The sequence below is a fragment of the Mesorhizobium sp. Cs1321R2N1 genome, assembly GCF_037179725.1.
GTDB lineage: Bacteria > Pseudomonadota > Alphaproteobacteria > Rhizobiales > Rhizobiaceae > Mesorhizobium > Mesorhizobium salmacidum.
On sequence record NZ_JAPYKP010000016.1, the window covers coordinates 1 to 22,894 of the forward strand.

The window sequence follows — 22,894 nt, forward strand, 5'->3', positions numbered from 1 at the left end:
AACCATCAGCCAAATGAGCGATGATCCCCTCATCAGCCTGCCAGCTGTGGCACGCTGATCATCCCGGCCCCTTGCCGGAGAGCGCGGCGACCAAACCGTCAGCTACACCACTCCCTGGGACACGATCTCGTCGAATTGTGCAGCCGCCGCTTTGACTGGCTCTGAGACGCTGCGGTGAAGAGCGGCCAAGGCATTCAGCCCATTTAATCAGGAGATGCCAAGGGTTCGGCCACCATAACATCGGATGTCCACCCAACCACAGAATCGGCCTTCCGGGCCGGGGTGAAGTGCGAGCTTCAACCATCCGATCGACATGGATGGAGGCTCACGTCGGCGGCAAGCAGTTTCCGTCAGACCTGCCATGTGGTCTCTCGCGCTTAGTCCAGGCATTGCGAGGGCAGGTGGATTTCCAGTACGCCCCGCCTGCCCTTCTGGCGGCCGACTTGAATAACCAGGTCAATCGTCTTTCTGGCATAACTGACAATTTCGCGATGCGACATCTGCACACCAGAGCGCATCACCATGAGTGCCAACCTGTCGAAGGCAAGTCCAGGACTGTCGGCGTGGATAGTTGATATAGAACCCGGGTGGCCGGTGTTGATCGCCTCAAGGAAATCATAAGCCTCGATGCCGCGTATTTCGCCGAGGATGATGCGATCTGGGCGCATTCGCAAACAGCTTTCCAAGAGCCTCGATGGGCGGCGAGCGGAACCCTCGTCACGGTCTGCGATTAGCCCCACCTGGTTTTTGTGTGATGGGCTAAGCTCTTGTGCATCCTCGATCGTAATGATCCGCTCAGCAGGGTCTGACATCGCCAGCAAGGCACGCGCGACCGTGGTTTTGCCAGAGGATGTGCCTCCCGAAATCAGAATGTTGAATCGCTCGTCAACGGCTTGTCGAAACACACCTTGCAAATTGCTGGCCTGGGCCATGTCCATAATTGCCCGATGGCGCATACGGCGGTTGGCATCCACTGTGGTCTGTCCACCGTCGAATAGCTCTATCTTGGAACCGTCCAAGGTGCGCTGCAGATATTTGCGGATGGTCAGCGACACACCGAACGTCACCGCCGGTTCGACAACGACCTGCACGCGCAGCGGATTCCCCCAAACCACTGCGCGGCCCGAGACGATCGGATTGAGCGCCCCAAGGGTGTTGCGGGTCTCTCCAGCCAACTGGGCTCCAAGCTGCTTGATGGCACGGGGTGGCAAGGCCACGCCGATCTCATGCATGTGGAGCGCTCCGGCCTCCTCCACGAAGATGGAGCCGTTAGGGTTGATCGCCAACTCGTTGACATTATCATTGACCAGATAGTCCCGGAGTGGCTCCAAGTACTGCTCCACATATGAGATGTCGCGACTGGGCTGATGATCATTCATCGGAGGACGAGATCCTGGTTGACGAAGACTCGGATTTCCTCGCCCTGAGGGACACGAATGATAGGAGGGAGGGAGAGATATTTGTCCAAGATCGTTTCACTTTGATCGCTGAGTGCTCCCGCGATTTTTGACGCAGTCTGGCCACCAGCATTGCTGTTGCCTGATCCGGCACCGCCGATATTGATGGTCGGGCCACCTCCGCTGGAGGACCGGTTGCCGCTGGTCAGGCCGGGAATGCTCGAGGGCAGCGCGGTGATGGTGCTGATGAGGACAGATGCACCTATTTTGTTAATATAGCGGTTGTCCACATTACCTTCGGTACCGGCGCGACCAAGCAGGTCCGCCCCTGTGGAGCCGAGCGCGATTGATTTGCCATCGGGCGTGATTGCCCGGTTCCAGGCGATCAGCACGCGTCTTTGCTCAACATCCACTCGATCGCTGAAAGTGCCGATCAGGCTCGTCCCCGCCGGCATCAGAATGCGAGAACCGTCAAAGGAAAACACCGGTTCGATCACTTGGGCGCGGATATTCCCGGGCAGTTCTGTATCGATAGCCGTTTCAAGCACGGCAGAGATTATAGTGCCCTGCACGACCGTATGGGACGGAGCAGGCAGAGCACGAGACACCGACGTCTTTACCTCGGAGCCGGCGGCGGAGGCGAGAAAACGATCGTTTGCGCTCAGGTCTTCAGACACTTCTCGCGTACCTTCGGCTGAGGCGACGCCCGCTCCTGATTCATCCACGACAACGCCTGTCGATTCCCGTTGTCTGGTGGCGATCTCTTCGAGTTGACGACGCCTCTCGACATCGAGCTTGGCGACCTCACCGGAATGTTCGCGCTCTTCTTGCAAACGCAACGCCTCGGCACGCACCCGGGCGTCTTCAATCTTCCCCTTCTCCCGCTCCTGCTGGAGCTTCTGCGTCATGTCTTTGTTGTATTGCTCCAGCAGTGCCTGGACGTCAGCAAGTGAAACATCGGAGCCTTTGCTGGCCCTGGCAATGGCAACGATTTCCTTGCGCAGTTCTTCGAACTGCTTGTTGGTCTCAGCGTTAGGACTGGGCCTTGGCTCAGCTGCTGCAGGAGCCTTGGCAGCGGGAAAATCAAGCCGCTGATCGTTGGGGATCGCGCGGTCGACTTCCAGATCAACCTGCGAAGTTTTCTGCTCATCCTCGCCGCTAAAGCCGACTGCCTTCAGCGCGAGAGTTGGCTCGACAATCAGGAACGCAACGGCGATGCCGGCCAGCAACATGCCGGCGAGCACAACCCAGCCGACACTTCGACGCTCGGATTGACGAATGTGGCGAGCTCGTCGTTCCTCCACTCGCTTTTCGCGATCCACATCGACAGAGGCATCAGCCACTGTCTCTGCGGCAATGCGATCATGTCGAGGGTCAATGTCGCTCGACTTGTCCGGCACGTCCCAGTCCTTTCCTCACTGGCTTTTTTGCCATTGCACGGCGTTTGTCTTGCCGACGCAGACAGCCTCATCGCCGATCCTCATCACCCAATAGTCGCTGGTCCCATCAATGATGATATGGTCGCCGTCGGTGCGCGAATTGACCAGCTTTTCCTCGCGCTGATGACCGACGCTGAAGATTGCAGGTCGGGGTGCGCCCTTGGGCAGGACGAAAGTTGTCTGCAATGTATTGTCTGTCACCGCGAGCGGCCGGAACCGGGCATGGCCCGAGACCATGTAATTGTGATCCACGGGTCCGCCTCGGGCAAGGCTCTTGTCCGAGGGCCTGGATTGGTCTGGGTAGGTGAAGACGATCCGGAACGCTTGCGCGGCACCCGCCTTCATGCCCGCCTTTATCTCGCCGACTGATCGTAGCTCGAATGTATAGACTCGCTGATCGGTGTAGATAGTCATATTCGTCAGGGCTTGGTCGATAATGGGCTTCAAACTCACCACATTGCCCATCTTTAGCTTGATCACTTGCCAGGATGCGCTGTCTCCGAGGAGAATTGATTCCACTTTCTCCCCGGCGTCAAACTGGATCGCAGTGACTGACTTCAAATATAATCCGAGCTTATACACGTTATGCTCATCATATACATACCGCTTTATTCGCGCGTCTGATGCAAATCCCACCGGCGATTGTTCGGCCATGGCCGGCACTATCAACATTGCGCCGACAATCATCGATAATGATAAGATCTTTAGCATTTTTACCTAACAGTTTGCCGAATTTCTAATTGGCGGTTTCCGCGTCGATCCGGTAGGCAACAACGGTGAAGCCAAGGGGATTTTTCCACACCGACTCCAAAGTGGCATTTACTTGTGGCCTGAACTGGTAACCGACGGTGACAACATAACTGCGCTCGACAGTGTCGCGTCCCTTTTCTTCTCGATGCTTGATGATGCGTACACGAGCGAGGTCCGCCGCGTTGCGCCGACCCGAAGGCGTCAGTGAGATCGATTTGACCACAACGCGCACTCGAACCTCATCACCATAGACAGTCGGCGGATACTGAGCCGAATCCGAGCGCCAGGTCTGGGCCAGAGTTTCGGCGGCGTTATCCGATGAGCGCGCCATGACATCAGGAATTCGGGTGCTGTTATCGGCTGGATCGTAAGTTTCGCGATCAACAACGTAGGACACCAATTCTGCCTGAAGGACTGCCTCCTGCTGATCGAGCGAGGCAGGCCGAACCTGGACGATCTTTTCAGCCTCGCCGGTGGTCTTATCGACCATCACGACATAAGGCCTGGTTTCTTTGAGGGGCAGTACAATGACCAGAGCTACCACCGACAAAAGGCTGGCGGTGACGGCGCAAACGGCGACTCTTGCCCAATTGTTGCGTTGATCGCGAAGGCTGAAAAAAAGCTCGTCTTCGAATGCGTGCTGCATTGCTTGCTCAGCCACGCGTCCCTCCTATTCTGGTGTGCGTGGGTTCAGCGGTAGAGATTGGCCTGTTCAGGAGACAAGCCTCGGTTGCCCTTTGAGCGGGAAGCCCCACCGGCAGGACCGTCGGCAGCGGCTCCCCTGCCGTCCGATTTCGGCGAGGAACCCCCGATGATCCCGCGAGCGAGATGATCATTCCAACGCTGTTTCCGGACATACGCGCTTTGCTGCATCGCGTTGGCCCCCGACCGCACTGCGCCGAAGTGCGAAGCGCCAGCGGCACGTGCGGTGTTTGCCGTCATCAGGCCATCTTCCAACCACCGCCCTCCTTTATAAAGTGATTTGAGTCCACCCTTGACCTTGGAAGCTGCGGCAACCGCTGCTCCAGCGCCCACAGCGGCAACCGATGCAGAGGCTAAGGTGCTTGCCATCGTGGGGATCATGAACATGAGAACTGTCACAGCGATCATAATAAAGGGAAATCCAAATTCACCGCCGGCTCCTCTAGGCATGTGGGCGCTAATGCCCACTACAACTGCCATCAGCGCGGTAGCAAGTAACGGTATTATAGCAAATCCGATAGTAAAGCGCGTCCAACTCTCGAAATGTTGCCTGGTTTGAGGCATCATTAGCATGGTGATGGCGAGAGGCGCCAAGCTGATCGAAACGGCAAATCCGACTTTTGATATTAAAACACAAACGGCGGATGCCGCGGTAAAAAACGCACCAATGACCATTATTAAGATGCCTAAAGCAACGTTCCGTACTGACTTACCGATATCCCAGACGGACGTGTTTGAAATACGATCTTCGCCGATCTGCATTATCGCTCGAGAGAACCCGTCCATCGCAGAATACGTATTCATCAGCTTCGCAGGATTGGGGCCGCCACCAACAGCCCTCGGCGATGCCGCAGCGCGCATCATAAGCGCGGTGTATTCGCCGGGGACGTCTACGAGAATTGTATAGATGCCATGGAAATTCACCCAGATCGTGGCGAATGAATATATGAGTATGTATCGCACCCCCCACATCAGATATATTGAATAGTTTACAGGCCTAAATTGCATTATATGATTCACCGCGATGAATAGCAGCGCAATCAGAGCAGTAGCGTTAAGCAGTTTTCTGATCGGATGAGCGACTCCTTCAAAAACTGCCTGCACGTAATCGACGAGGGCACCGTCGATGGTTGCGGCAAGTGTTGAAATCAGGCCCATGGTGACTACTTGTCAAAGTTATCGAAAAGATTTCGGACAGTGTCCGGCTCGGCGGCCTCGGCGCCTAACGACATGAGGTAGGTTCCTGCCACGGATGCGATCACCGCTTGGGTGCGAAGCGTTTCGTTCAGTTGCTGCGCGACTTCAATCATCACGCGTGTGTTGATGTCGACGCTCGTTTTCAAGTCGCCACTGGTGCCGAGCGCTGTGACATAGCCATTTATCCTATCCATGCTGTCATTGGCCCGCCGGTAGGAGTCCTCCGCGGCAGACGCCGCGACAGCGCCTTGAGCCGCTGAATGAGCGACCATGACGTTGCTGAGGAGCTTGTCATTGCGCAAAGCAAATGCGTCGTCCAAGTGGTAGAGCTTGCGAATTTTGACTAGGGCTGCCTGAATGCCATCGGAGCCGACCGTCTCTCCGTTCAAGGCAGCGGTGGCCATTTCCCACAGACCTGGCCCTGCTTTGCGCGCCGCGACGTCTGCCTCGCCATTATTCTGTGGGAACGGCTTTGGCCCGGATATGGCAGCAAGCTGCGCTTGAGCCGCCTCCTGGATCCGGCTCAGCAGATTTTCAGCTACGTGCGCCGACGCAAGCAGTTGCGCGGTCCCGCCGCCCATCAGCCGAGACAGTTCAACCACGTATGTCAGCAGTTCGACAGCGTTCTTGTCATAGCTTGCCTGCGCGCCGTCCGGCGCCGCCGGGAGGGCGGCGATGGGAGGCAGGGGTACAGGCGCGATTCCGGTTTCTTGGGCGTAAGCCTCGTGAACCAGCAGACCGGCCCCAACCCAAAGGCCAACCACGGCTTGGAAAAAGACTTTCATGTGATGGCTCCTTCGGCTTGATGGTCAAGGATTTCCCAGGTGCAGACACAGTTGTTCTCCCGCGTCGCAGGGACGGATTGGCAGGCGGCAAGGGGGACGAGTACCAATGTGAGAAAGACCAGGGACCTCGTCATTTCAGCATCTCCATTTGAAAATTGGGCGTATTGCGCCATTCTGCAGGCGCGTTTTGCCCGCGTCCGCCCCCCAGAACGTCGATCGCCTTACCAATCGCCCCGAGCGCGAAATCAAGAACGACGCTGTCGCCGCCCGACTTCAACAGCACGAGATGGTTATCGACGTTACTTGTCTGAAGGAACGCGCTCTCCGTCGGTGACAGGTTGAGCGGCGCGAGTTCGGCTTCGGTATTGTAGGAGCTGGGGTAGATGAGACGCGTGACGGCGCTCTCCAATATGGCGTCGCCGGCGGCGCTGTTGATGATGTGCGACACACGCTGGGTCAGGAGAACGACCGCAACGTTTTTCTTGCGCATCGTTAGCATCCAGTCCTTGAGGCGCAGTTCGAAATACGCGTCGTCCAGCAGTTTCCACGCTTCATCAAGGACGAGCAGAGTCGGAACCTCGTCTTCTACGAGACGTTCCACGCGCCGGAAGACATAGCTCAGCCACGCTGTGCGAATAGCGTTGTTGTCGAAAATTTCTGTGAGGTCAAAGGCGGTGATCCTACTGTCGAAAGCGAGCGGATCGACGTCTTTGCCGCTGAAGAGCCAGCCGAACTGGCCAGTTTCGTCCCACCGGCCAAGCCGGTTGTGGAGGTCGCCCTGATCGTCCGTCGCACGCAGCTGAGTGCGGAACTGTTCGAAATTCTGGAGGCGGGGGTCAGCCGTCGCGTTGGCCTGAACGGCATCGCTGAGGGCCTGAACCTGCACCGGATTTAGTCGTCCGCCCTCGTTGCTGGCCAATGCCATCAGCCAATCCGACAGCCAGGCTGCGCCGCGGTTGTCCGCCTCCGCCCGCATTGGGTTGAAGCCCGTTTCCTGCCCCATACGTACGGAGGAATACGCTCCCCCCATGGCGCGGACCGCCATCTCAAAACCATTGTCCTTGTCGAAGATAATAGTGCGGGCGCCAAGCCGTTGGGCTTGGCTCAGCAGAAACGCGACGCCGAGGGTCTTGCCCGACCCGGTTTGGCCGAGCACGAGCGTATGAGCTACCGTACGCTGACCTGGCGTGCCTGGTAAATGGAAGTTGAAACGGAACGTCTCGCCGGATGCTGTCGGGAAGATTGTCACGCATTCGCCCCAAGGACATCGCTCCGGCGGGTTGCCTTTCGGCAAGCCGTGCATGGCGCAAAGTTCTGCGAAGTTCTGAGAGGAGATCATTGCCGCTCGTGTGCGGTAGCTGAAGTTGCCAGGATGCTGGGCGAAATAGACGGCCCGGGCGGAGAAACTCTCGCGAACGATTGCAGCACCAGCGTCCTGCATGGCGCGCGTGACATACGCCATGGCCTCCTCAAGCTCCTCTTGAGTTTCGCAGAAGACAGCGATGCTGCAATGATGGTCGCCAAAGATGACGCGACCGGATGCAACGTCGTCCTCGGCCAATTCGAGTTGTGCCATCAAGGAGACGGCCGCATCCTCTGCCGCCTTCATCTGCTTGCGCACACGCGCGATCTTGCCTTGGGCGGTGATGTTATCGATCGGTGTAAAGCTCTGTGAGACCACGGAATCGTAGGGTAGATTGAGCCTGTCGAGAATTCCGGGAAAGGTCTCGGTCGGATAGTCCTTTACGGATATGAGGGTCCCGTAGCGTTTGAGGCTGGGGTTGGGATGATCGCATTCAAAGACCCTGCCGCGGAACGTGACCATCGAGGTCGCCAGGAGGTCCGCGACCGGGACAAATTTCCTGCCCGCAACAAGACGCCCACTTGATCCATCGATCAGCGTGCGCAACATGCCGAGCCATTGGCCATCCAGGACGGTGAGACGACGAGGCTTTGCCTCGCTTAGACTGATCATGGAGGTTCTGATCATCTGATCGAGGCGGATCGCGCGCGCGGCGACCTCGTCACGGCTATAGGTATCCTTTTTCCCAAACAAATTGATGAATTTGGTCAGTTTTTTCGGTGGCCGTATCACCATGGTGACCATCGTGATGCGATCGCGCAGGCCGATGTTCTCAAGATAGTATTGCCAGCGCCGGTCAATCTCTTCGTTGAACGCATCTCCTTTGACCGCCCGCATGCTGGGCTGAGTTGCAACGGATATGCGGTGAACATAGTACCCAACGTTACCGCGCTGCTGCGCAATGAAGCGGGAAAACGCGTTACTCAGCTCCGCTGTCTGCCGGCTGTCGATTGTGTCGGCATTGACGCCTTCGACGACAAAGGCGCCCATTAGATCGCCATCCCGCAACATCAGGGTGACGTCGTCCACGCTGCTGAGATATGGAAGTTGGCTGGCAAGTTGGTCGCTTTTGTGAGCGCCTGGTCGCATCGCCCGATTGGGAGGCGACTCAAGCACGGTACACCAGTCCTTCGCCTTTCAGCAGTGCCGCACTCATCCGCGTGCTTTGCACGGTTGCGATGAAGACATCGATGATTTTTGGATCATAGGCGGCTAGAGCACGCAACGCGAAGTAGCCAGCCCCCCCCACGACCGCCAGATAGACGAACGATTTGGTTATAAGAAAGCCGAGCATCACGGCACATATAAGAACGACCAGATATGTGAGCGGCAACCCGGCAAAGGCGACCTCTCGCGTCAAGCCTATGAAAAGCGTTGTACGTTGAATGGCCTCTACTCCCTTGAAACCGTGAGGCAGCCGGCAGCCTTTAGAAGATGAAAAAGTGGCTGCGACGGATCGAAATCATTTTGCGGCCAGGCCATGGACGAAGCTGGCGCCGCCAAAGACGATCGCGATACCAACGATAACCGACACCGCGAAGGTCCAGTCCATCCGACCGGTCATGAATGAGAAGCCGACCGCGATGACAGCCAACGCCGAGATTGCAACCCCAATCGGGCCGGTGATCGATGCCACGATGGCGTCAAGGAATGATGTCACGCCGCTGAAATCCTGAGCGGCGCTTGGGCTGGCGAAAATGAATGTCAGGAAAGCCGCCGTACAAGCGACAGACAACAGCTTTCTACAATCCATGTCGATCATTTTCTTCATGTGTTTCCCTTCTGGAACGTATGTGACCACAATTTATGTGCAGTATGAAACTGATAACTTTTTGGATAATTCTTATTCATGCCTCTAGTTGGTTTGTCTTTAAGCTTATCGCCTTCTATGTTCCTTGTGACCATCGGTTTACGCATGCCGACGACATTCGTCACGGCTGATAACCAAAGGAGACCTCGCTATAAATTGTACTGCACTGCCGCTCGTATTCTCTGACACATGTGCCATTGACAGGTGCATTCGTCCAAGAGAAACGGGTTTCATTTGTAGTGTTACGTCATATTTCATTCGCAACAAGAGAGGACCTCGGCCCCGCGTGCGGAAGGGAATCGAGAGGAATGAAGCGGCCGAGATCGCACGGGCCATGGGCGTCATCGTGGAAGCCGAACGGCGGAGAACGGTCGAGCGTCAGGCGACTTGGCCGCTTGCAAGGACGATCCCGCACGACAGCACCTCAGCTCATCAGGCAACCTCACGATTGCGTTGAATCAGTTTAAGAGCTGATTGGGCGTTGGTCCCGCGCCACCGTGACGACTGCCTATGTCGCTTGCCCGATGAGGGCCCGCATGAGACTTGCAGCGTTTCGGTGGCCGAGAGCCACAGACGGGCTACAGGAAGATGCGCCACGGACACTTCGGCCAAGATGGGTCCAGAGCGCCGATTGATGAGCAACCCGTGAGGGCTCCCGGCACCGGGCACCATACTCCAGTTCAGTGAGGTGCATCCATGACCATTTTCGTCGGACTCGACTGGGGCGGCTCGAGCCATGCCGTCTGTGTCGTCGACGCTGCCGGTAAGGTCCTCGACCATTTTGTCGTGGCCCATGACCGCGATGGGCTTGCCGATCTCGTCGCGCGTTTGCGACGGCATGGGCCACCCGGCGAGACGCCGATCGCCATCGAACGGCCTAGCGGGTTGCTCGTCGACGCGCTGGTCGATGCCGGCTTCGTCGTCACGCCGGTCCATCCCAATGTCGTCAAGGCGTGCCGGCCGCGCTATCGCGCCGTCGCCGCCAAGAGCGATCCCGGCGATGCTTACATCCTCGCCGACATCCTGCGCACCGACGGGCACCGGCTGACCCCGCTCAAGCCGCAATCCGATGCCATCAAGGCACTGCGCGTGCTGGTGCGTGGCCGTGACGATCTCGTCGCCACAAGACTCGTCCTCGCCAACCAGCTGCGCGCCTTGCTCGAAAGCTTCTGGCCTGGCGCCGCCGGTTTGTTCGCCGACATCGCAAGCCCGATCGCACTGGCCTTCCTCCAGCGCTATCCCACACCTGAAAGCGCCAGCCGCTTGGGTGAGAAGCGCATGGCTGCCTTCCTTGCCCAGAACCAGTATTGCGGCCGGCGTAGTGTTGCCGATGTGCTCGGCCGGCTGCGCGCTGCTCCCGCCACAGTGGCCGCTGAAGCCGAGGCCGACGCCAAGGGTGAACTCGTACGTGCCATCGCCGTCACTCTCGAAAGCCTCGTCGCCCAGATCGGCAAGCTCTCCAGCCGCATCGAACATGCCGTTGCCGAACTGCCCGAAGGAAAGATCGTCATGTCCTTTCCGCGCGCCGGAAAGATCTGCGCTGCACAGATCACCGCCGAGCTGGGTGACGTGCGGGACCGCTTCCAGAGCCAGGAACACCTGGCCGCCGAGGCCGGCGTCGCACCAGTCACCTACCAGAGCGGTAAATCCCGCGCCGTTACATGGCGATGGGCCTGCAACAAGCGACTGCGCGCTGCGCTCACCTGCTTCGCCGACAACTCCCGCCATGCCAGCCCCTGGGCTGCCAAGGTCTATCACGATGCCAGAAAGCGAGGATGCAGACACCCTCATGCCGTTCGCATCCTCGCCAGAGCCTGGCTCAGAATCCTCTGGCGCGCATGGCAGGACGGCACATCCTACGACCCCAACAAACACCCCGCCGCTAGCCTCTTGCTCACAACAGGTTGACACAGGAAAGTCTCATCAGGTGGTCGTTTGCACAGTATCGTTGAGCCGGCCGTCATCTTATCGGACGTGAGATCGAGCCGGGCAGCTCGCCAAGACCAACTGCATGCGCGTCGGCGCGCGGCCCTGCCGGGTGTCGAGGAGCTTGCGCACCGACTACCGCAAATCGCGAAATGTCTTTGAGGCGAAGCACGCTCGATGTCTAACTAACACGTGGCTCAACGGCTATTGATGTGCCTTCAGTCCCGCCTCGCCGAATTTCGATTTACGGGTGTCTCGCTCCGTGCCTTTCGCGAGGTCGTGCCGGGACCCGGCGCCACCGGCGAAGGCGGTGAAGACAGTGTCGAGCGCCGGGCTGATGCGCCAAAAGGTGCAATCTGCCAGGCCACTCTATCAGGCGCTGGGAGATTGTTTCACGGAACGTATCTTCAGCCCTTCTGGGCAAAGAGCCTAGCGGTTTCCCGCCGGAATGGCGTTAACAACACTGGATTAGCGGTCTGACCTGCCAAGGGCTGAACCTCTTAGCGTCCGGGCAGAGTGCTTCTTACGGACATCTCGAACACGTCGAGCAGGATTGCCAGTCCGACCCCGCATGCGGTGAGGATGAGGCCGAACATGAAAATGCGGTTAGCACGTTCGAAAACCTGCCGGCGTAGCGAGCTGATTTCGAGCAGGATGGACAGGGCCCGCATCTGAAGCGCGATGCCGCCCAGGATCGGCACAACGGCGAAAAGATCATACAGCCGCCACGGCACCGGGTTCGCCGCCCAATGTGTGACGAAGCCCAGCGAGAATGCAAGTAAGATGCCGACGACGGTAACCGTGCCATTGCGGAACACAGTCTCGATCGGCTCCTCCTTAGGGTCCTGCTGGTCCAAGCTATCCTCCCTTACGGCAATCGGCCGATTGTTCGGGCGCCGGACGAATATCGCCCAAAAGCCAAAGCGGTTTCGTGAAGCGACATACAAGACAATCGCGCCAGAGGAAAGCCGCATAGATCACAGCGACGTCATCGGGCCCGACATGGACGTTGCGAAGCGGGGGCTGGCGTCGTCCTCCTTGATCATAGAGGCTCTGCAGCGGGTGCTGGCCGTCGTGCTGCCAAGGGTAAAACCCGCGGAGGCACCGGCGGCCGATGCCAATTTCGTTGTGATGACGGCCGTGGGTGCTTGAATGGCTGGAGGCTGACGGGCATTGTTTTGGCTGCAACGGTGGTATGTCGGGCCGGAAGGTGCGCTGGGATTTTGCTTGGTTTGGAGAGGCGATCCGTCCGCCACTGGATCCAGCTGTCGCGGCCAGAAAAGTTTCGACGACATCGACTTCGTAACAATCGGCCGCGCTGGAGCGCCCTCGCAAGGCCTGCACGCTTAAGCCATATGCATTGGCTGTCGCGCCTCGCTCCTGGGAAGGACCGTGCTTTTGACATTTGGCTGCCGGGTTTGTGCCGATACTGGACCGGCTTGAGAAGTTCGCTTCATATATTTTCTGGAAGATAGATGTCGAATGGCAGGAATGTCTGTCCCGGCGTCTTCGCGCAGCCGGTTTCGATGGCATTGGCCATCAGCGTCGTCAGCTCTTGGCAAAGGCGGTGCAGTGGCGTGGCGACCGCCATCGTGATGGTGCCATCTGCGAGCGCGGCCCGTGACTGCGGCGTGATTTCGTTGACGATGGCTACGATCTCCCTGAGTTCGCCCTCTTTCCTGAGCGCCGAGATTGCGCCATCCATGTCACCGCCGGCCACATAAAAGCCGACGAGCTCAGGTTCCCGCATCACATCCCGTGTTGCTTCGTAGGTCATCCGTCGTGTCTCGATGTCCATAAATACGTCAAACAGGTCGAACGTCGGCGCGTTCTCACGAATATAGGAGCGAAAGCCGATTTCCCGAAGCTCGTGACTCTGGTAGCGCTCGTTGACGGCAAGGACCGCGACCTTGCCCGGACGTTTTGCGACTTTGGAAAACATCCAGGCTGCTGTCCGCCCGACTTTACGGTTGTTGAGCCCAACATAGCCCTCGCGTACGCCGGCGGCGAAATCGGAAAGCAGCGAAAAAACCGGGATGCCTTTCGCCCTGAGTTCTTCGACGGCTGCCGTTATCGTTGGGTGGTCCGGCGCCACCATAGCAATGGCGTTGCAGCGGCCGCCAAGCTCTTGGAGAAGTGCGATGAGATCGCCCGGCACATCCGAGGGCGCGAACTCAATGCGGGAGGTACCATGAAACGCTTGTGCCGCATTTACTGCAGCCTCGACCTCGCGCGCGAATTCCTGGTAGAAATGCTGAGCCGGTTTTCTGAGGATAAAGCCGAGCCGATATCGCGGCGGGTTGGGCTGCGGGCGCCGCTCGACAAGGCCGACCCGGTGATAGCCAATGGTCTCGGCCGCCTTGTAGACCCGCAGCGCAGTCTGGTCCCGCACCGGAAGGCGAGCGTTCAAAAGCCTGTCAACGGTTGCCACGCTGACTCCAGCTTCGCGGGCAAGATCCGCAATCGTTGGTCGCTTGGCCATATCCTATTCTGTAAACATTATGAGGAGGGACGTTAAGCGGTGCTAGAGTTAAGAAATCCCTATTTGCACGCAGCTTGCTTATTCCGCAATCGGGCGACTGTCCTGAGAATCCGTTTTGAAATTCAAGCGCTCATGCGATCTTGGATGCCATACGAGCCGTTCTTGTCGGATCGACGGTTGATCTCGATCCTTTGTCCAGAGGGGCTGGCCTTCCATAACCTTACACCCAGCGTCCTTGCGCCGGCATTGGAGATATCGGAGAAGTTGACGATCAATAGGTGGCCCTTCGTAGCGACTGGAATGTGACGTTTTTGGTCCTAGCCCTTGTTCCGATGGCGGAGCCTTGACCCAACTGGCTGTCGATTACCGCCGTCGACGGGCTCGCGTCGCGTGCGGTTCGCTCAAGATCCGGCATTAGCGCCACGTTCTGGTTTGGAACAAGAACCACCGCGCTAACTTCCGAAACCAGCCATAGACCGTCTGCCAGATGGAAATGGTCGGAAGGTCCGCCAGCCGTAATTGAACGGTCCAGCCAACCGCATCCAATGTTCAACATCCGACCACCGCACTGCTTTGTCTCCAAAGCATGACCCAGCGTCGGATAAACCCACAGCAAGCCGATTTCAAAACCCATTCTGAGCCAAGTGGTCAAGGGCGAGTACAGCCATAGTCGAGCTGGAACATCGGATGCCATCCAACACTGATCGGGGCTGCTCAGATCTTCTCGAACGCGAGGACCAGCACATCGCGGTACGCAAACGGCTTTTTTCGTTTCTCGGCAACGATGGGAGAGACGTCGTGGTAAGTTTTCCTGTCATCGCAGACCAAGAAGTCATTCGGCCGCATCATTTCCACGGTTCCGATCGGCTGCTTGCCCGTATCCGTCACGGTATTAACGCCTCCGACGACGTTTAGACGACCGATCATATAGGAAACGATGAAATCGACGCCGTCCTGATGCAGCCCCTCAGGGGCCGGCAGGCCAGACACGCTTCCGCGTGCAACAATCCTGTAGGGATGAAGCTTGACGTTCCAGTGCCTGTGGCCGGTGGTTTTGGAAACGATGCGGCCGACGCCTTTCAGGATCTTGTCCAGAATCGGATGCTCAACAAATGTCCGCTCCAGGGGTTCAAAATATCGCAGGAAGCCGCCGTTCAATTTGTTGATGCTCTTGGACTGCTCGTATGGCGCGTTGGGTAGCAGACGAAACGAGCCAGCCTCTGTATCGAATTCGAAGGCACTGTACCGGCGAAACCGATAGGTCCCGCCGTCGCGCATGTATTCATCCAAAAGCAAGTGATTCCAATGATCCGCGAAGCCGACCCATGATGAACAGTCAGCAATATCAAATGCATCTTGCGTCCACTCGCATGGTGAAAACCACCAGCCGCAGGCGCCAAGACTTTCCACGCATTCGTGCATGTACTTTTCGTTTGTGCGTTTGCTTAATTCGTCCGGCATGGCTCTCTCGTTATGGCTTGAAGGAATGCTGGTTCGCGGCCCGGGACTCCCAAATGTCGCGGTCCCTGACATAGCGTGGCCTGTGCGCAATGATGGAGCGGGGCAGGAACCGTTTGCTATCGATCACATAGATCAACGTGCCGCCGACGCCTTCGAGGGCAGCAGCGATCGCGCTATCGCACATGGTGTGGCTGGTGCTGCCCCAATTTCCGGACACAGCCTCCTGCACCCAGGTCTGTTCTAGCCCCTGTTTCAGCATAATGGCTCGGGTTGGGAGGGAAGCCATCTCCAAGTGCCTGAGGGCATCCATGATAATAGCGGCTGCCGGCGCTTCGCGAATCTCCAAGACCTTGTCATCGGTGGAAATATGTTCAAGGCCGACAAAACGGCCATGACCAAACTTGCCGACGTCCTTGTTCAGCAGGGCAATCGCCTCCATCAGCGCAAGATCGCGCCCGTTCACGGAAACGAGATTGCCATTGCTGAAACGGAGCGAGATCTCCTCTGCCGGGAGATCGCCTGCCGTGTGGGTCCAGCAGAACGCTTCGTCAGGCATAACAAAGTCTTCGGGGTCATCCAGCGGCCCAGACTCGAATTCGCGGCACCAAAGATTTTCGTCCACACTCAGCTTGCGATCCATCATGAAAGTGAGCCCTGTTTCGGCGAGGGCCGTTGCTTTTTGCTGTCTTGAGATAGCCGACCGGACGTAGGGGGTGCCGAAAAGGCCCGAAAAGCCGTGCTGCTCAATACTGTTGTTAAGGCGGGCCAGGCTATTCTGTGACAGATTTGCCGTATGAAGGAGCAGTTCCGAACCAATGGTCGTCGCATGGTCCGCTACGGCTTTGGCGAGCACCGGTCTGCTCAACGAACTGCTCAGCGGATAAGTGCCAAGGTATCTGGCATGGGCGCGAATGGCCGGGTTGACGCCATGTTCGATGAAGGCCTCTCGACGATCAAGGCAAGTAAAGCGCGCCCCGAACTTTGCGGCCGTCTGCTCCAGAACCGGATGGTCGATGGACCCGCCCACGTCAACCGCGACGGCTTCGATATTCCGAAAGCCGAGTTGGTGTAGCCTGAAAATCAGGTAAGTACTGTCCAAGCCGCCACTGAACATCGTCACGACCGGCTTCGAGCGGTCGCCGAAGACCGCGACTTCTTCAAAGCTTTCAACACGACCCGTCGGATGTCTTAGGCAAGAATCAATGAGCATGATTATCGCTTTCTGGTTTCGAAAATGATGCCGGTGCAGGTTCCCGCGATAATGAGGCCGGCTCCAAGCATGCTTGGCACGGTTAGTGGTTCAGCCAGAAAAAGGTGAGCGACCAAGACGCCAAAGAGCGGTTCGGTACCCATCAGAAGGCTCACCCGAGTCGGCGTGCTGCCCCGAACGGCGGCGTTCTGAACATAGAATGCCCCGATCGTGCAGAAGAGTGACAGGAACACGACGGATGCCCAGAATCGACCACCGCCTTTGATCGCCAGTTCGGAAACGCCATTATCCACCAGCAGCAGCGCGATCGTAAGGACGGCGACAGTGGCGCCTTGGATCGCCGTCAAGGCAGCTGACGAAATATGGCGACCGTGCATGAGCCGTTTGGTCGTAACCACCATGATTGCTCGCAATACGGCGGCGCTAAGAACAAGAAGATCCCCGAAGCTGAAGCCGCTCATTCCTCCGGTTAGGGCAGCGACACCGACACATGAACATCCGGAGCCGGCGAGAACGCCAATCGGCGGCAACTTTCTTGAAAGTCCGTAGTCAAGGATGGGTGTGAAAACGACGCATAATGAGATGATGAGTGCGGTGTTCGTGGCACTTGTCAGGGACACGCCATAGGTCTCGGCCAGGAAAATCGCGAACAGGATGGCCCCAAGCACGGCGCCCCGGGCACAATCGCCCTGAACGACCGTCGCAATTTCCTTACGCGCGACAAACGACATGACGACTGCTGTGATCAGGAAGCGGTAAAAGATAATGACCAGAACAGGTGCGACGAGAAACGCGCCCTTCACCACCGGATAACTTGCACCCCAAACAAATGCGATTCCGACAGCGGCCACATCCGCCCAGAAAAGGCTCTTGGGTTGGCGCCCCTCCAGGATCGCGCGACTATTGCCGCCATTGCGCTTTGAATTTTTCTGCATCTTCCGCGTTAGCCCTGGCGATTTTCAGCGCATGCCGAGTGGCGCACGTAACGGGGATCGCAACAGGCGTGCCAACTGGGAAAAAGGAGTGCGAAAAAAGATATTCGTGTAATTGTTCAGTGACTTACGAGATACTGCAGGAAGCCGTATCGAACAGCATCGTGTCGCGGATGCTACAAAGCCACAAAGCCTACACAGTGTCGTTTGGCGTGCGCGACATCGGCGCTACAGTTGTCGTGAGAGGAGCATGATGAAAGCCGCCGGTATACAAACGACATCGTCACCATGATCGCAGGAGCATTCGCCGCATCATCGGGATTTCAAGAGGCGGGCCTCGACGATTTAGGCATCCGTGCTTGTTGCAGGACGAACGATCCACGTCGTTGCCCCGTGGGTGTCGAGGAGCTCTGATGCGCGCGCCTCTTTTGCTGCGCTCGGATCACGCTCTGATCGCGCATTTTGTTGCTGTGAGGACCAGAGGCAGGCGTACTGGGCATGAGAGGCGTTCAGACCCGAGCCAAAACTCTGTCTGCGGCCGTAGCGCGATACAAAATAGGGGGAAGATGCTCGGAGCGGCTTAACCCGACCGCGGCGCAGTGCCCCTGATGATCAGGGGATCACGCGGCACCATATGAACATGGTGCCGCGTTGAATTTCTGAAGTGTCAGAAGCGATAGGTGACGCCAGTGCCGATCAGCCAAGGATTGAGCTTGGCCTTGCCGGTGAAGTTCGTCCCGCCAATGGCTGTCTCGAATTTCGGCTCGAGAAAGAGCTTCTTGACGTCGAGATTGACGCCCCAATGCCGGTCCAGCGTGTAGTCGAATCCGACCTGCAAAGCGGCGCCAAACGCGTTCTTGACGTCGAGAGAGTCGGCGCTGCCGGTATTCTGGTTATAAAAGATCGTGTAGTTTGCGCCTGCGCCGACATAGGGCTTGAAAGCGCCGAAATTGGTGAAGTGGTATTGCAGCGTCAGGGTAGGCGGCAGCACCCAAGTCTTACCGATCTTGCCCAGGTCACCGATCGTTCCGCTGCCGTAGATATTGGCATAGGTCGTGCCAAGTATGAGTTCAGCGGCGAGATTGTCGGTGAAGTAGTAAGAAAGGTCTAATTCCGGAATTGCCGTATTCGAATAGGAAAGGCCCGAGCCTGGAACTCCGTCGACGTAACCCTTGTCGTCCGTGATCACTCCCAGCGCGCGCAGGCGAACTTGCCAAGGACTAGGTTCGACCACATCGGCCGTGCCGTGGGTCAGATCCGCAGATTGTACATCCGCGGCCGCTGCCTGCTGCTGCCCTGTCACGACAAGCGCGATGCCAAGCGTCATTGCGCGTCCCAGCCCTATCCAGTCTCTCATCCTGCTCTCCATAAATCCGAAATTCGGGTGCGCGGCAGCTATGTCAGCAGGGGCGAGACGCTCGGTTGATCTAGATCAATGAGGAGAGACAATTATTTGAAACGACACCTTTCTTAACAAAACTTTCATGTGACAACTCACTGACGCACGTCCGCACGAAAGCCAGGCAAGGGTTGTTGCGTGGCAAGCATTCGCCACGCTTGAAGAGCTCCTTTCGACATGAGCGGCATCCGCGCGGTGATGCCTCCAGGAACGGGTCGCGAGGTCCGCCTGTTGCCCAGTACAGTCGTTCATGATTCCGTGTCGCCGAATCACGGACGCCTGACGATTCGGGACAATGGATTGCGCGGCCACGCAAAATCGGCTGATCAAGACCGTCACTGCCAGGCGCTGGAAGCGCTAGTAGATTCCGCCCGTTTCTGCAGAACCTGGTCGGATCATTCTTCCACAAGAAATATTCGTTTCGACCACAAGAGCGGCTCGCACGCGGAACCCTCTTTGGGCTGGCCAGCATCTCGATCCTGGCGTTGCTTCCGCTGGTTGCCCGCGATCAGTTGAGCGCAGGGCCAATTGCATATGGCATCCTGATGGCCGGCTTCGGCACCGGAGCGTTCGCCGCCGGAATCTGCAACAACGTTCTGCGGCGATCGCTGTCTCAAGAGCGGCTGATCACGGTCGCTTGCATCGCTTCTGCAGCCTGTTCACTCGCTCTTGCCCTACCTCTTCGCTTGCCGTGGCCGCTATTGCACTCGCGCTCGGCGGCGCGGGTTGGGTCGTTGGACTGGCCTGGACGTCAGCGTGCAGTTGTCGAGCCCGCGAACGGCGACGGGTTCAAAGTCGCGTCGGTGCTCGGCACTGGACCCTGCAGCGTGACCTTCAGGAACCTTGCCGATGGACGGAGACTTTTCGTACGCCGACCTGGACGGACTACCTACGTCTAAATCATCGACTTCCCGCTGCGGACAGGGAAGTGGACGGGCGACTGCTCGAATTGAATGCGAGTCAGGTTGGCCCTCAAACGAAGCTTTCAATTGAGCGACCGACAGGCCCGGCCCGCAAACGCCATCAACCGACGCCTTTTTTCTCCCGCCCTTGAGCCGCTTCGTGAGCGTGAGGCAGCTAATGCATGTCGCCCGGAAGTGTCCTCGGTTCCGGGACAACCACATGCATAAAATCAGAAGCTTACAGCAGGTCGGGCGAACCCTATTCGCCGCGAAAGCTGGTAGGGTTCACTGCGAGTAAAAAGAATCGATCGTAGGTCACACAACGGGCGGCAAACCGATGCCTCGCCGCCTGACGGCTGCCGGGAATGACGTGAAAACGCGGGCGCCAAAACGCTGCGGGCGAAGTTCGAATTCCAGCGCGAGCCATTCACCGGGTCCAGAACAGCAATCGGCCGCAAGCATCCAGAAGTTTGGAAAGTGTCGAGGAGGCTGGCGTGATCGCTGGCTCCTACCCTTATATAAGTTTCTGAACGCCGCCGAATGAGCCTAGCCTTGAGCCTTTCCGCGGCTCGAATGGGCGGAGGCGATCGACTTCATCGCGGGGGTCGAGTCCACCAATATGCCGGCCCTTTCGGAAAAGCCGACGAAGGCATTACGGGCAGTGCTTACGGGTTTGTGCCCATCGTGTGCGTCATAGCACACCCGAAGGGCGGTCTCGTGTATCAGGTCTCTGCGGACTTCCGGCCATTCGTCGAGAAATTCGATTGCGTCCGCAAGGCTGGCAATCTCTTGCACGATGTGCGTAGCGCGCTTCACGAAGATGGAGCTGCTGAAAACGTCAGCGTTCATTCTTTCCTCTCAAACCTGCTGGACGATCGTTCTGAAGAGGCGACCGCCTCGAAGCACGCCGAACATCGCAGACTATTCTGTCCGGGCGATGACGTTCACGAGACAATCATGCTCACCATGGCCAATTCGCCTTCTTTTTGCGGCATGATCGGCAGTGGCATGGGACTGGGCAGTGCCTTTGGCTGAAGGCCGCCGGCGCTGGCTGAACCCGGCTTTAAAATCGAGTAGCAGTGCAGGCAAGCAGCAGTGTGAGCAAGCCCTGATCGCTCTCAATCGCAACGCAGGATTTGCGCTCGAGCGCGGCGGCCACAAAGCGCGCCGAGCGACAGCTGGATGAGCCTCACCCCGCAAGCTGCAGACAGGCGTCCATTGCTGTCTTCCGTTTATCGGCCTTGCGGCTGAATCCCGCAGCAAGATTGTGGCGACGTCATTGCATCGAAGACGATCCGCTCGGCGCCACGCCGGCCAACCTGAATGACAATTGGCCTCGCAGAATTGGAGCCGGCCATGTCACCCCTCGTCTACCCCGCCATTCGGCAAAGCCGTCTACCTGGACGTTGCTCCCAACCGGTACCCCTTGTGCTGTTATCACCATGCTCGCCCTGTGCCTTCCGGAAGCGATCCGCGGGGCAGAAAGGCAAGGCACAGCCTAGATCCCCACTTTGGTGCATGTATATCCATGCCCTAATGCCTTGCCGGTGCACCGAAGTGCTGGCGGGCGGCACGGCCCCACCAACCGTGGAGAGTTTCAAACCCGCTGCATCTGCCAATTGCGCTTCATCCGCACGTGACGGCCGCTTCTTGGAGATCTGCCGGGAGCTGAGGATTTTGCGAATGGGCCAAGCCAAGCCACGTACGGCTTCAGCGAGAGCAGCGATGGCCAGCAGACGGTATTTTCTCTGTTTACTGAGCGGCGATAGCAGCCGTTTCTCGCTCAGCCTGCCTTTCGGCATAGAGCTTTAAATCCAGCCACATAATCGGAGCTGGCGATTCGGTATTTTTGGCCGTCTCTAAAATGGTGAAGCCGCGTCCAACATAGAAGTCGATCGACTTCCGTTTCGCGTTCACGATCAAAAAACGACATCCGACAAATGGGCAAATACGATCCAGGCTCACGGAGAATGCGAGCGCGACCAGATCTTTTCCAATGCCGCGCCCCCGCAATTCATCATTGACAGCTAAACGTGCAATTCGAACGGCTGGCTGGGATGGGTAACGGTCAGCGCGCGGTTTGTCGGCAATTGGGTACAGTCCCTTCACCGCGATTTCAGCGCTCATCAAACTCATATAACCGAGGATGCGTTTGTCAGCCTCATCCGCCGGAACGGCGACGTAAGTTTGCGTAATAAAGGAATTGCCAGCTTTTTCAGCATCACGCCGAAAAAACGTCTTTAGCGGCAAATCTTCCTCACCAGACAAGGAAAAGGGCGACTTGCAGTCGCCCTTTTGCAATGCTCTGATTGTGAAATCGAAATCGTTATCTGCCACGATCCTTGACGCTCGCTGCCTTCACGGTGACTTGACCGCTCCGGCTCATTTGGTTGAGCAATTCGCGGCCCCTAGCTAGCGTTCTCTCGGCGTTGGCCGATGGTTTGCCAGAGTCAACTTGACGGACGAACGTATCGGCATCGCGACCAGACAGCTTGATCCCACCGAAGTCACGGGACAAGACGGCCATATGCGCCTCCATTCGTTGTTGCGATGTAGCATTATCAAGCCACAATCACGTTATCAACGTCTAAATAGGTGCTTGGTTTCTAAACCAAAGCCCAAATTCGACAACGATCGTTTAAACGTGATCGAAACGCAAATCACACCGAAATGCGTTTTTTGTAAGAGCCGCGCTTTCCGGTCTTCGGAGCAATTGCGCCCATCTTCTCGCAAAGAGCGTCCATCGACCACAGCGTTGCAATACCCCACCGGCCATTGCCGGCGACGTTTCAGCGTCTCGTGAATGCGAATGAAGTTGTGCCGGACGGTGTACAGCGCGAGCGTATCCACGTGGTTTTCGAACTTCTTTGAGAACCCGTTCGTCAGGCGCGGGAAGCGGCGCATCTGCGCCGTGGCTTCTGCCGCTCGAGATGCGACGTGCTGACATACGCCAGATCGGTCTCGCCTTCGATGCGCGTCTTCACCGCGCCGACCGTCGGCGGGGCTATAAATTGGCAAGACGCTCTTTCACACCATCCATGAAAGCCAGCGCATATTCAACCTAAGACTCCCGCACGGCTGCGCTGTTGACGTGCCTACCGACGTGGTGCAGGCTCTATTAAATCGATTGTAGACCGCT

The 22,894-nt window shown here is 57.6% G+C and carries 19 protein-coding genes and 1 pseudogene; 2 read left to right on the forward strand and 18 right to left on the reverse strand.

Annotated features, from left to right (window positions below; translation table 11 throughout):
• Window positions 1–377: 377 nt before the first annotated feature.
• From virB11 to O7A61_RS06740, 9 genes are all read right to left on the reverse strand, one after another.
• Window positions 378–1,379 (reverse strand): P-type DNA transfer ATPase VirB11, encoded by a 1,002-nt coding sequence (virB11, locus tag O7A61_RS06700; protein ID WP_337129076.1) that lies wholly within the window; start codon window positions 1,377–1,379, stop codon window positions 378–380.
• A complete protein-coding gene (locus O7A61_RS06705; protein WP_337129077.1) occupies window positions 1,376–2,797 on the reverse strand; it encodes a TrbI/VirB10 family protein in 1,422 nt (473 codons plus the stop codon). The genes virB11 and O7A61_RS06705 overlap by 4 nt, the downstream gene beginning before the upstream one ends.
• A gap of 15 nt (window positions 2,798–2,812) precedes the next feature.
• Window positions 2,813–3,523, reverse strand: coding sequence for a TrbG/VirB9 family P-type conjugative transfer protein (locus O7A61_RS06710; RefSeq protein ID WP_337129078.1), 711 nt, complete (start codon window positions 3,521–3,523; stop codon window positions 2,813–2,815).
• Between the two features lie 49 nt (window positions 3,524–3,572).
• On the reverse strand, window positions 3,573–4,247 hold the full coding sequence (locus O7A61_RS06715) for a virB8 family protein (RefSeq protein ID WP_337129079.1): 675 nt from the start codon (window positions 4,245–4,247) through the stop codon (window positions 3,573–3,575).
• A 29-nt stretch (window positions 4,248–4,276) separates the two neighbouring features.
• A complete protein-coding gene (locus O7A61_RS06720; RefSeq protein ID WP_337129080.1) occupies window positions 4,277–5,446 on the reverse strand; it encodes a type IV secretion system protein in 1,170 nt (389 codons plus the stop codon).
• A 5-nt stretch (window positions 5,447–5,451) separates the two neighbouring features.
• Window positions 5,452–6,270 carry a type IV secretion system protein gene (locus tag O7A61_RS06725; RefSeq protein WP_337129081.1) on the reverse strand — a complete coding sequence of 273 codons (819 nt, stop codon included), beginning with the start codon at window positions 6,268–6,270 and terminating at the stop codon, window positions 5,452–5,454.
• Between the two features lie 130 nt (window positions 6,271–6,400).
• On the reverse strand, window positions 6,401–8,623 hold the full coding sequence (locus O7A61_RS06730; protein ID WP_337129082.1) for a VirB4 family type IV secretion system protein: 2,223 nt from the start codon (window positions 8,621–8,623) through the stop codon (window positions 6,401–6,403).
• A 118-nt stretch (window positions 8,624–8,741) separates the two neighbouring features.
• Entirely contained in the window at window positions 8,742–9,050 is a 309-nt protein-coding gene (locus O7A61_RS06735) for a VirB3 family type IV secretion system protein (protein ID WP_337129121.1), read from the reverse strand.
• A gap of 45 nt (window positions 9,051–9,095) precedes the next feature.
• Complete coding sequence (locus tag O7A61_RS06740) at window positions 9,096–9,395, reverse strand: TrbC/VirB2 family protein (protein ID WP_337129083.1); 300 nt, start codon at window positions 9,393–9,395, stop codon at window positions 9,096–9,098.
• 744 nt (window positions 9,396–10,139) lie between these two features.
• On the opposite strand from O7A61_RS06740, the gene O7A61_RS06745 reads away from it, so the two are divergent.
• Window positions 10,140–11,351, forward strand: a complete 1,212-nt coding sequence (locus O7A61_RS06745; protein ID WP_337129084.1) for an IS110 family transposase — start codon at window positions 10,140–10,142, stop codon at window positions 11,349–11,351.
• Window positions 11,352–11,869: 518 nt separating this feature from the next.
• Here the strand turns inward: O7A61_RS06745 and O7A61_RS06750 are convergent.
• The 6 genes from O7A61_RS06750 to O7A61_RS06780 form a co-directional block, all read right to left on the reverse strand.
• Entirely contained in the window at window positions 11,870–12,226 is a 357-nt protein-coding gene (locus O7A61_RS06750) for a hypothetical protein (RefSeq protein ID WP_337129085.1), read from the reverse strand.
• Window positions 12,227–12,822: 596 nt separating this feature from the next.
• Window positions 12,823–13,851: a LacI family DNA-binding transcriptional regulator gene (locus O7A61_RS06755; protein WP_337129086.1), complete on the reverse strand. Its 1,029-nt coding sequence runs from the start codon at window positions 13,849–13,851 to the stop codon at window positions 12,823–12,825.
• Between the two features lie 714 nt (window positions 13,852–14,565).
• Window positions 14,566–15,312 carry a 2OG-Fe dioxygenase family protein gene (locus O7A61_RS06765; protein ID WP_337129087.1) on the reverse strand — a complete coding sequence of 249 codons (747 nt, stop codon included), beginning with the start codon at window positions 15,310–15,312 and terminating at the stop codon, window positions 14,566–14,568.
• Window positions 15,313–15,322: 10 nt separating this feature from the next.
• Window positions 15,323–16,522 (reverse strand): argininosuccinate synthase-related protein, encoded by a 1,200-nt coding sequence (locus O7A61_RS06770; protein ID WP_337129088.1) that lies wholly within the window; start codon window positions 16,520–16,522, stop codon window positions 15,323–15,325.
• 2 nt (window positions 16,523–16,524) lie between these two features.
• Window positions 16,525–17,457, reverse strand: a complete 933-nt coding sequence (locus tag O7A61_RS06775) for a DMT family transporter (protein ID WP_337129089.1) — start codon at window positions 17,455–17,457, stop codon at window positions 16,525–16,527.
• 664 nt (window positions 17,458–18,121) lie between these two features.
• Window positions 18,122–18,781 (reverse strand): OmpW/AlkL family protein, encoded by a 660-nt coding sequence (locus tag O7A61_RS06780; protein WP_337129090.1) that lies wholly within the window; start codon window positions 18,779–18,781, stop codon window positions 18,122–18,124.
• 509 nt (window positions 18,782–19,290) lie between these two features.
• Here O7A61_RS06780 and O7A61_RS06785 point away from each other — a divergent pair.
• Window positions 19,291–19,907: pseudogene (locus O7A61_RS06785) on the forward strand (MFS transporter); the annotation flags it as partial.
• A 394-nt stretch (window positions 19,908–20,301) separates the two neighbouring features.
• On the opposite strand, the gene O7A61_RS06790 reads toward O7A61_RS06785, so the two are convergent.
• The 3 genes from O7A61_RS06790 to O7A61_RS06800 all read right to left on the reverse strand — a co-directional run bounded on the left by O7A61_RS06790 (window position 20,302) and on the right by O7A61_RS06800 (window position 22,659).
• Window positions 20,302–20,604 (reverse strand): DUF982 domain-containing protein, encoded by a 303-nt coding sequence (locus O7A61_RS06790; RefSeq protein ID WP_337129091.1) that lies wholly within the window; start codon window positions 20,602–20,604, stop codon window positions 20,302–20,304.
• A gap of 903 nt (window positions 20,605–21,507) precedes the next feature.
• Complete coding sequence (locus O7A61_RS06795; RefSeq protein ID WP_337129092.1) at window positions 21,508–22,092, reverse strand: GNAT family N-acetyltransferase; 585 nt, start codon at window positions 22,090–22,092, stop codon at window positions 21,508–21,510.
• 243 nt (window positions 22,093–22,335) lie between these two features.
• Window positions 22,336–22,659, reverse strand: coding sequence for a hypothetical protein (locus O7A61_RS06800; RefSeq protein WP_337129093.1), 324 nt, complete (start codon window positions 22,657–22,659; stop codon window positions 22,336–22,338).
• Between the last annotated feature and the right edge of the window lie 235 nt (window positions 22,660–22,894).

Coding starts and splice junctions, on each gene's coding strand:
- O7A61_RS06745 (WP_337129084.1), top strand. CDS start 10,140: ATGACCATTTTCGTCGGACTCGACTGGGGCGGCTCGAGCCATGCCGTC.
- O7A61_RS06800 (WP_337129093.1), bottom strand. CDS start 22,659: ATGCGCCGCTTCCCGCGCCTGACGAACGGGTTCTCAAAGAAGTTCGAA.
- O7A61_RS06780 (WP_337129090.1), bottom strand. CDS start 18,781: ATGACGCTTGGCATCGCGCTTGTCGTGACAGGGCAGCAGCAGGCAGCG.
- O7A61_RS06730 (WP_337129082.1), bottom strand. CDS start 8,623: ATGGGCGCCTTTGTCGTCGAAGGCGTCAATGCCGACACAATCGACAGC.
- O7A61_RS06770 (WP_337129088.1), bottom strand. CDS start 16,522: ATGCTCATTGATTCTTGCCTAAGACATCCGACGGGTCGTGTTGAAAGC.
- O7A61_RS06740 (WP_337129083.1), bottom strand. CDS start 9,395: ATGATCGACATGGATTGTAGAAAGCTGTTGTCTGTCGCTTGTACGGCG.
- O7A61_RS06765 (WP_337129087.1), bottom strand. CDS start 15,312: ATGCCGGACGAATTAAGCAAACGCACAAACGAAAAGTACATGCACGAA.
- O7A61_RS06755 (WP_337129086.1), bottom strand. CDS start 13,851: ATGGCCAAGCGACCAACGATTGCGGATCTTGCCCGCGAAGCTGGAGTC.
- O7A61_RS06720 (WP_337129080.1), bottom strand. CDS start 5,446: ATGGGCCTGATTTCAACACTTGCCGCAACCATCGACGGTGCCCTCGTC.
- O7A61_RS06790 (WP_337129091.1), bottom strand. CDS start 20,604: ATGAACGCTGACGTTTTCAGCAGCTCCATCTTCGTGAAGCGCGCTACG.
- O7A61_RS06775 (WP_337129089.1), bottom strand. CDS start 17,457: ATGCAGAAAAATTCAAAGCGCAATGGCGGCAATAGTCGCGCGATCCTG.
- virB11 (WP_337129076.1), bottom strand. CDS start 1,379: ATGAATGATCATCAGCCCAGTCGCGACATCTCATATGTGGAGCAGTAC.
- O7A61_RS06710 (WP_337129078.1), bottom strand. CDS start 3,523: ATGATTGTCGGCGCAATGTTGATAGTGCCGGCCATGGCCGAACAATCG.
- O7A61_RS06725 (WP_337129081.1), bottom strand. CDS start 6,270: ATGAAAGTCTTTTTCCAAGCCGTGGTTGGCCTTTGGGTTGGGGCCGGT.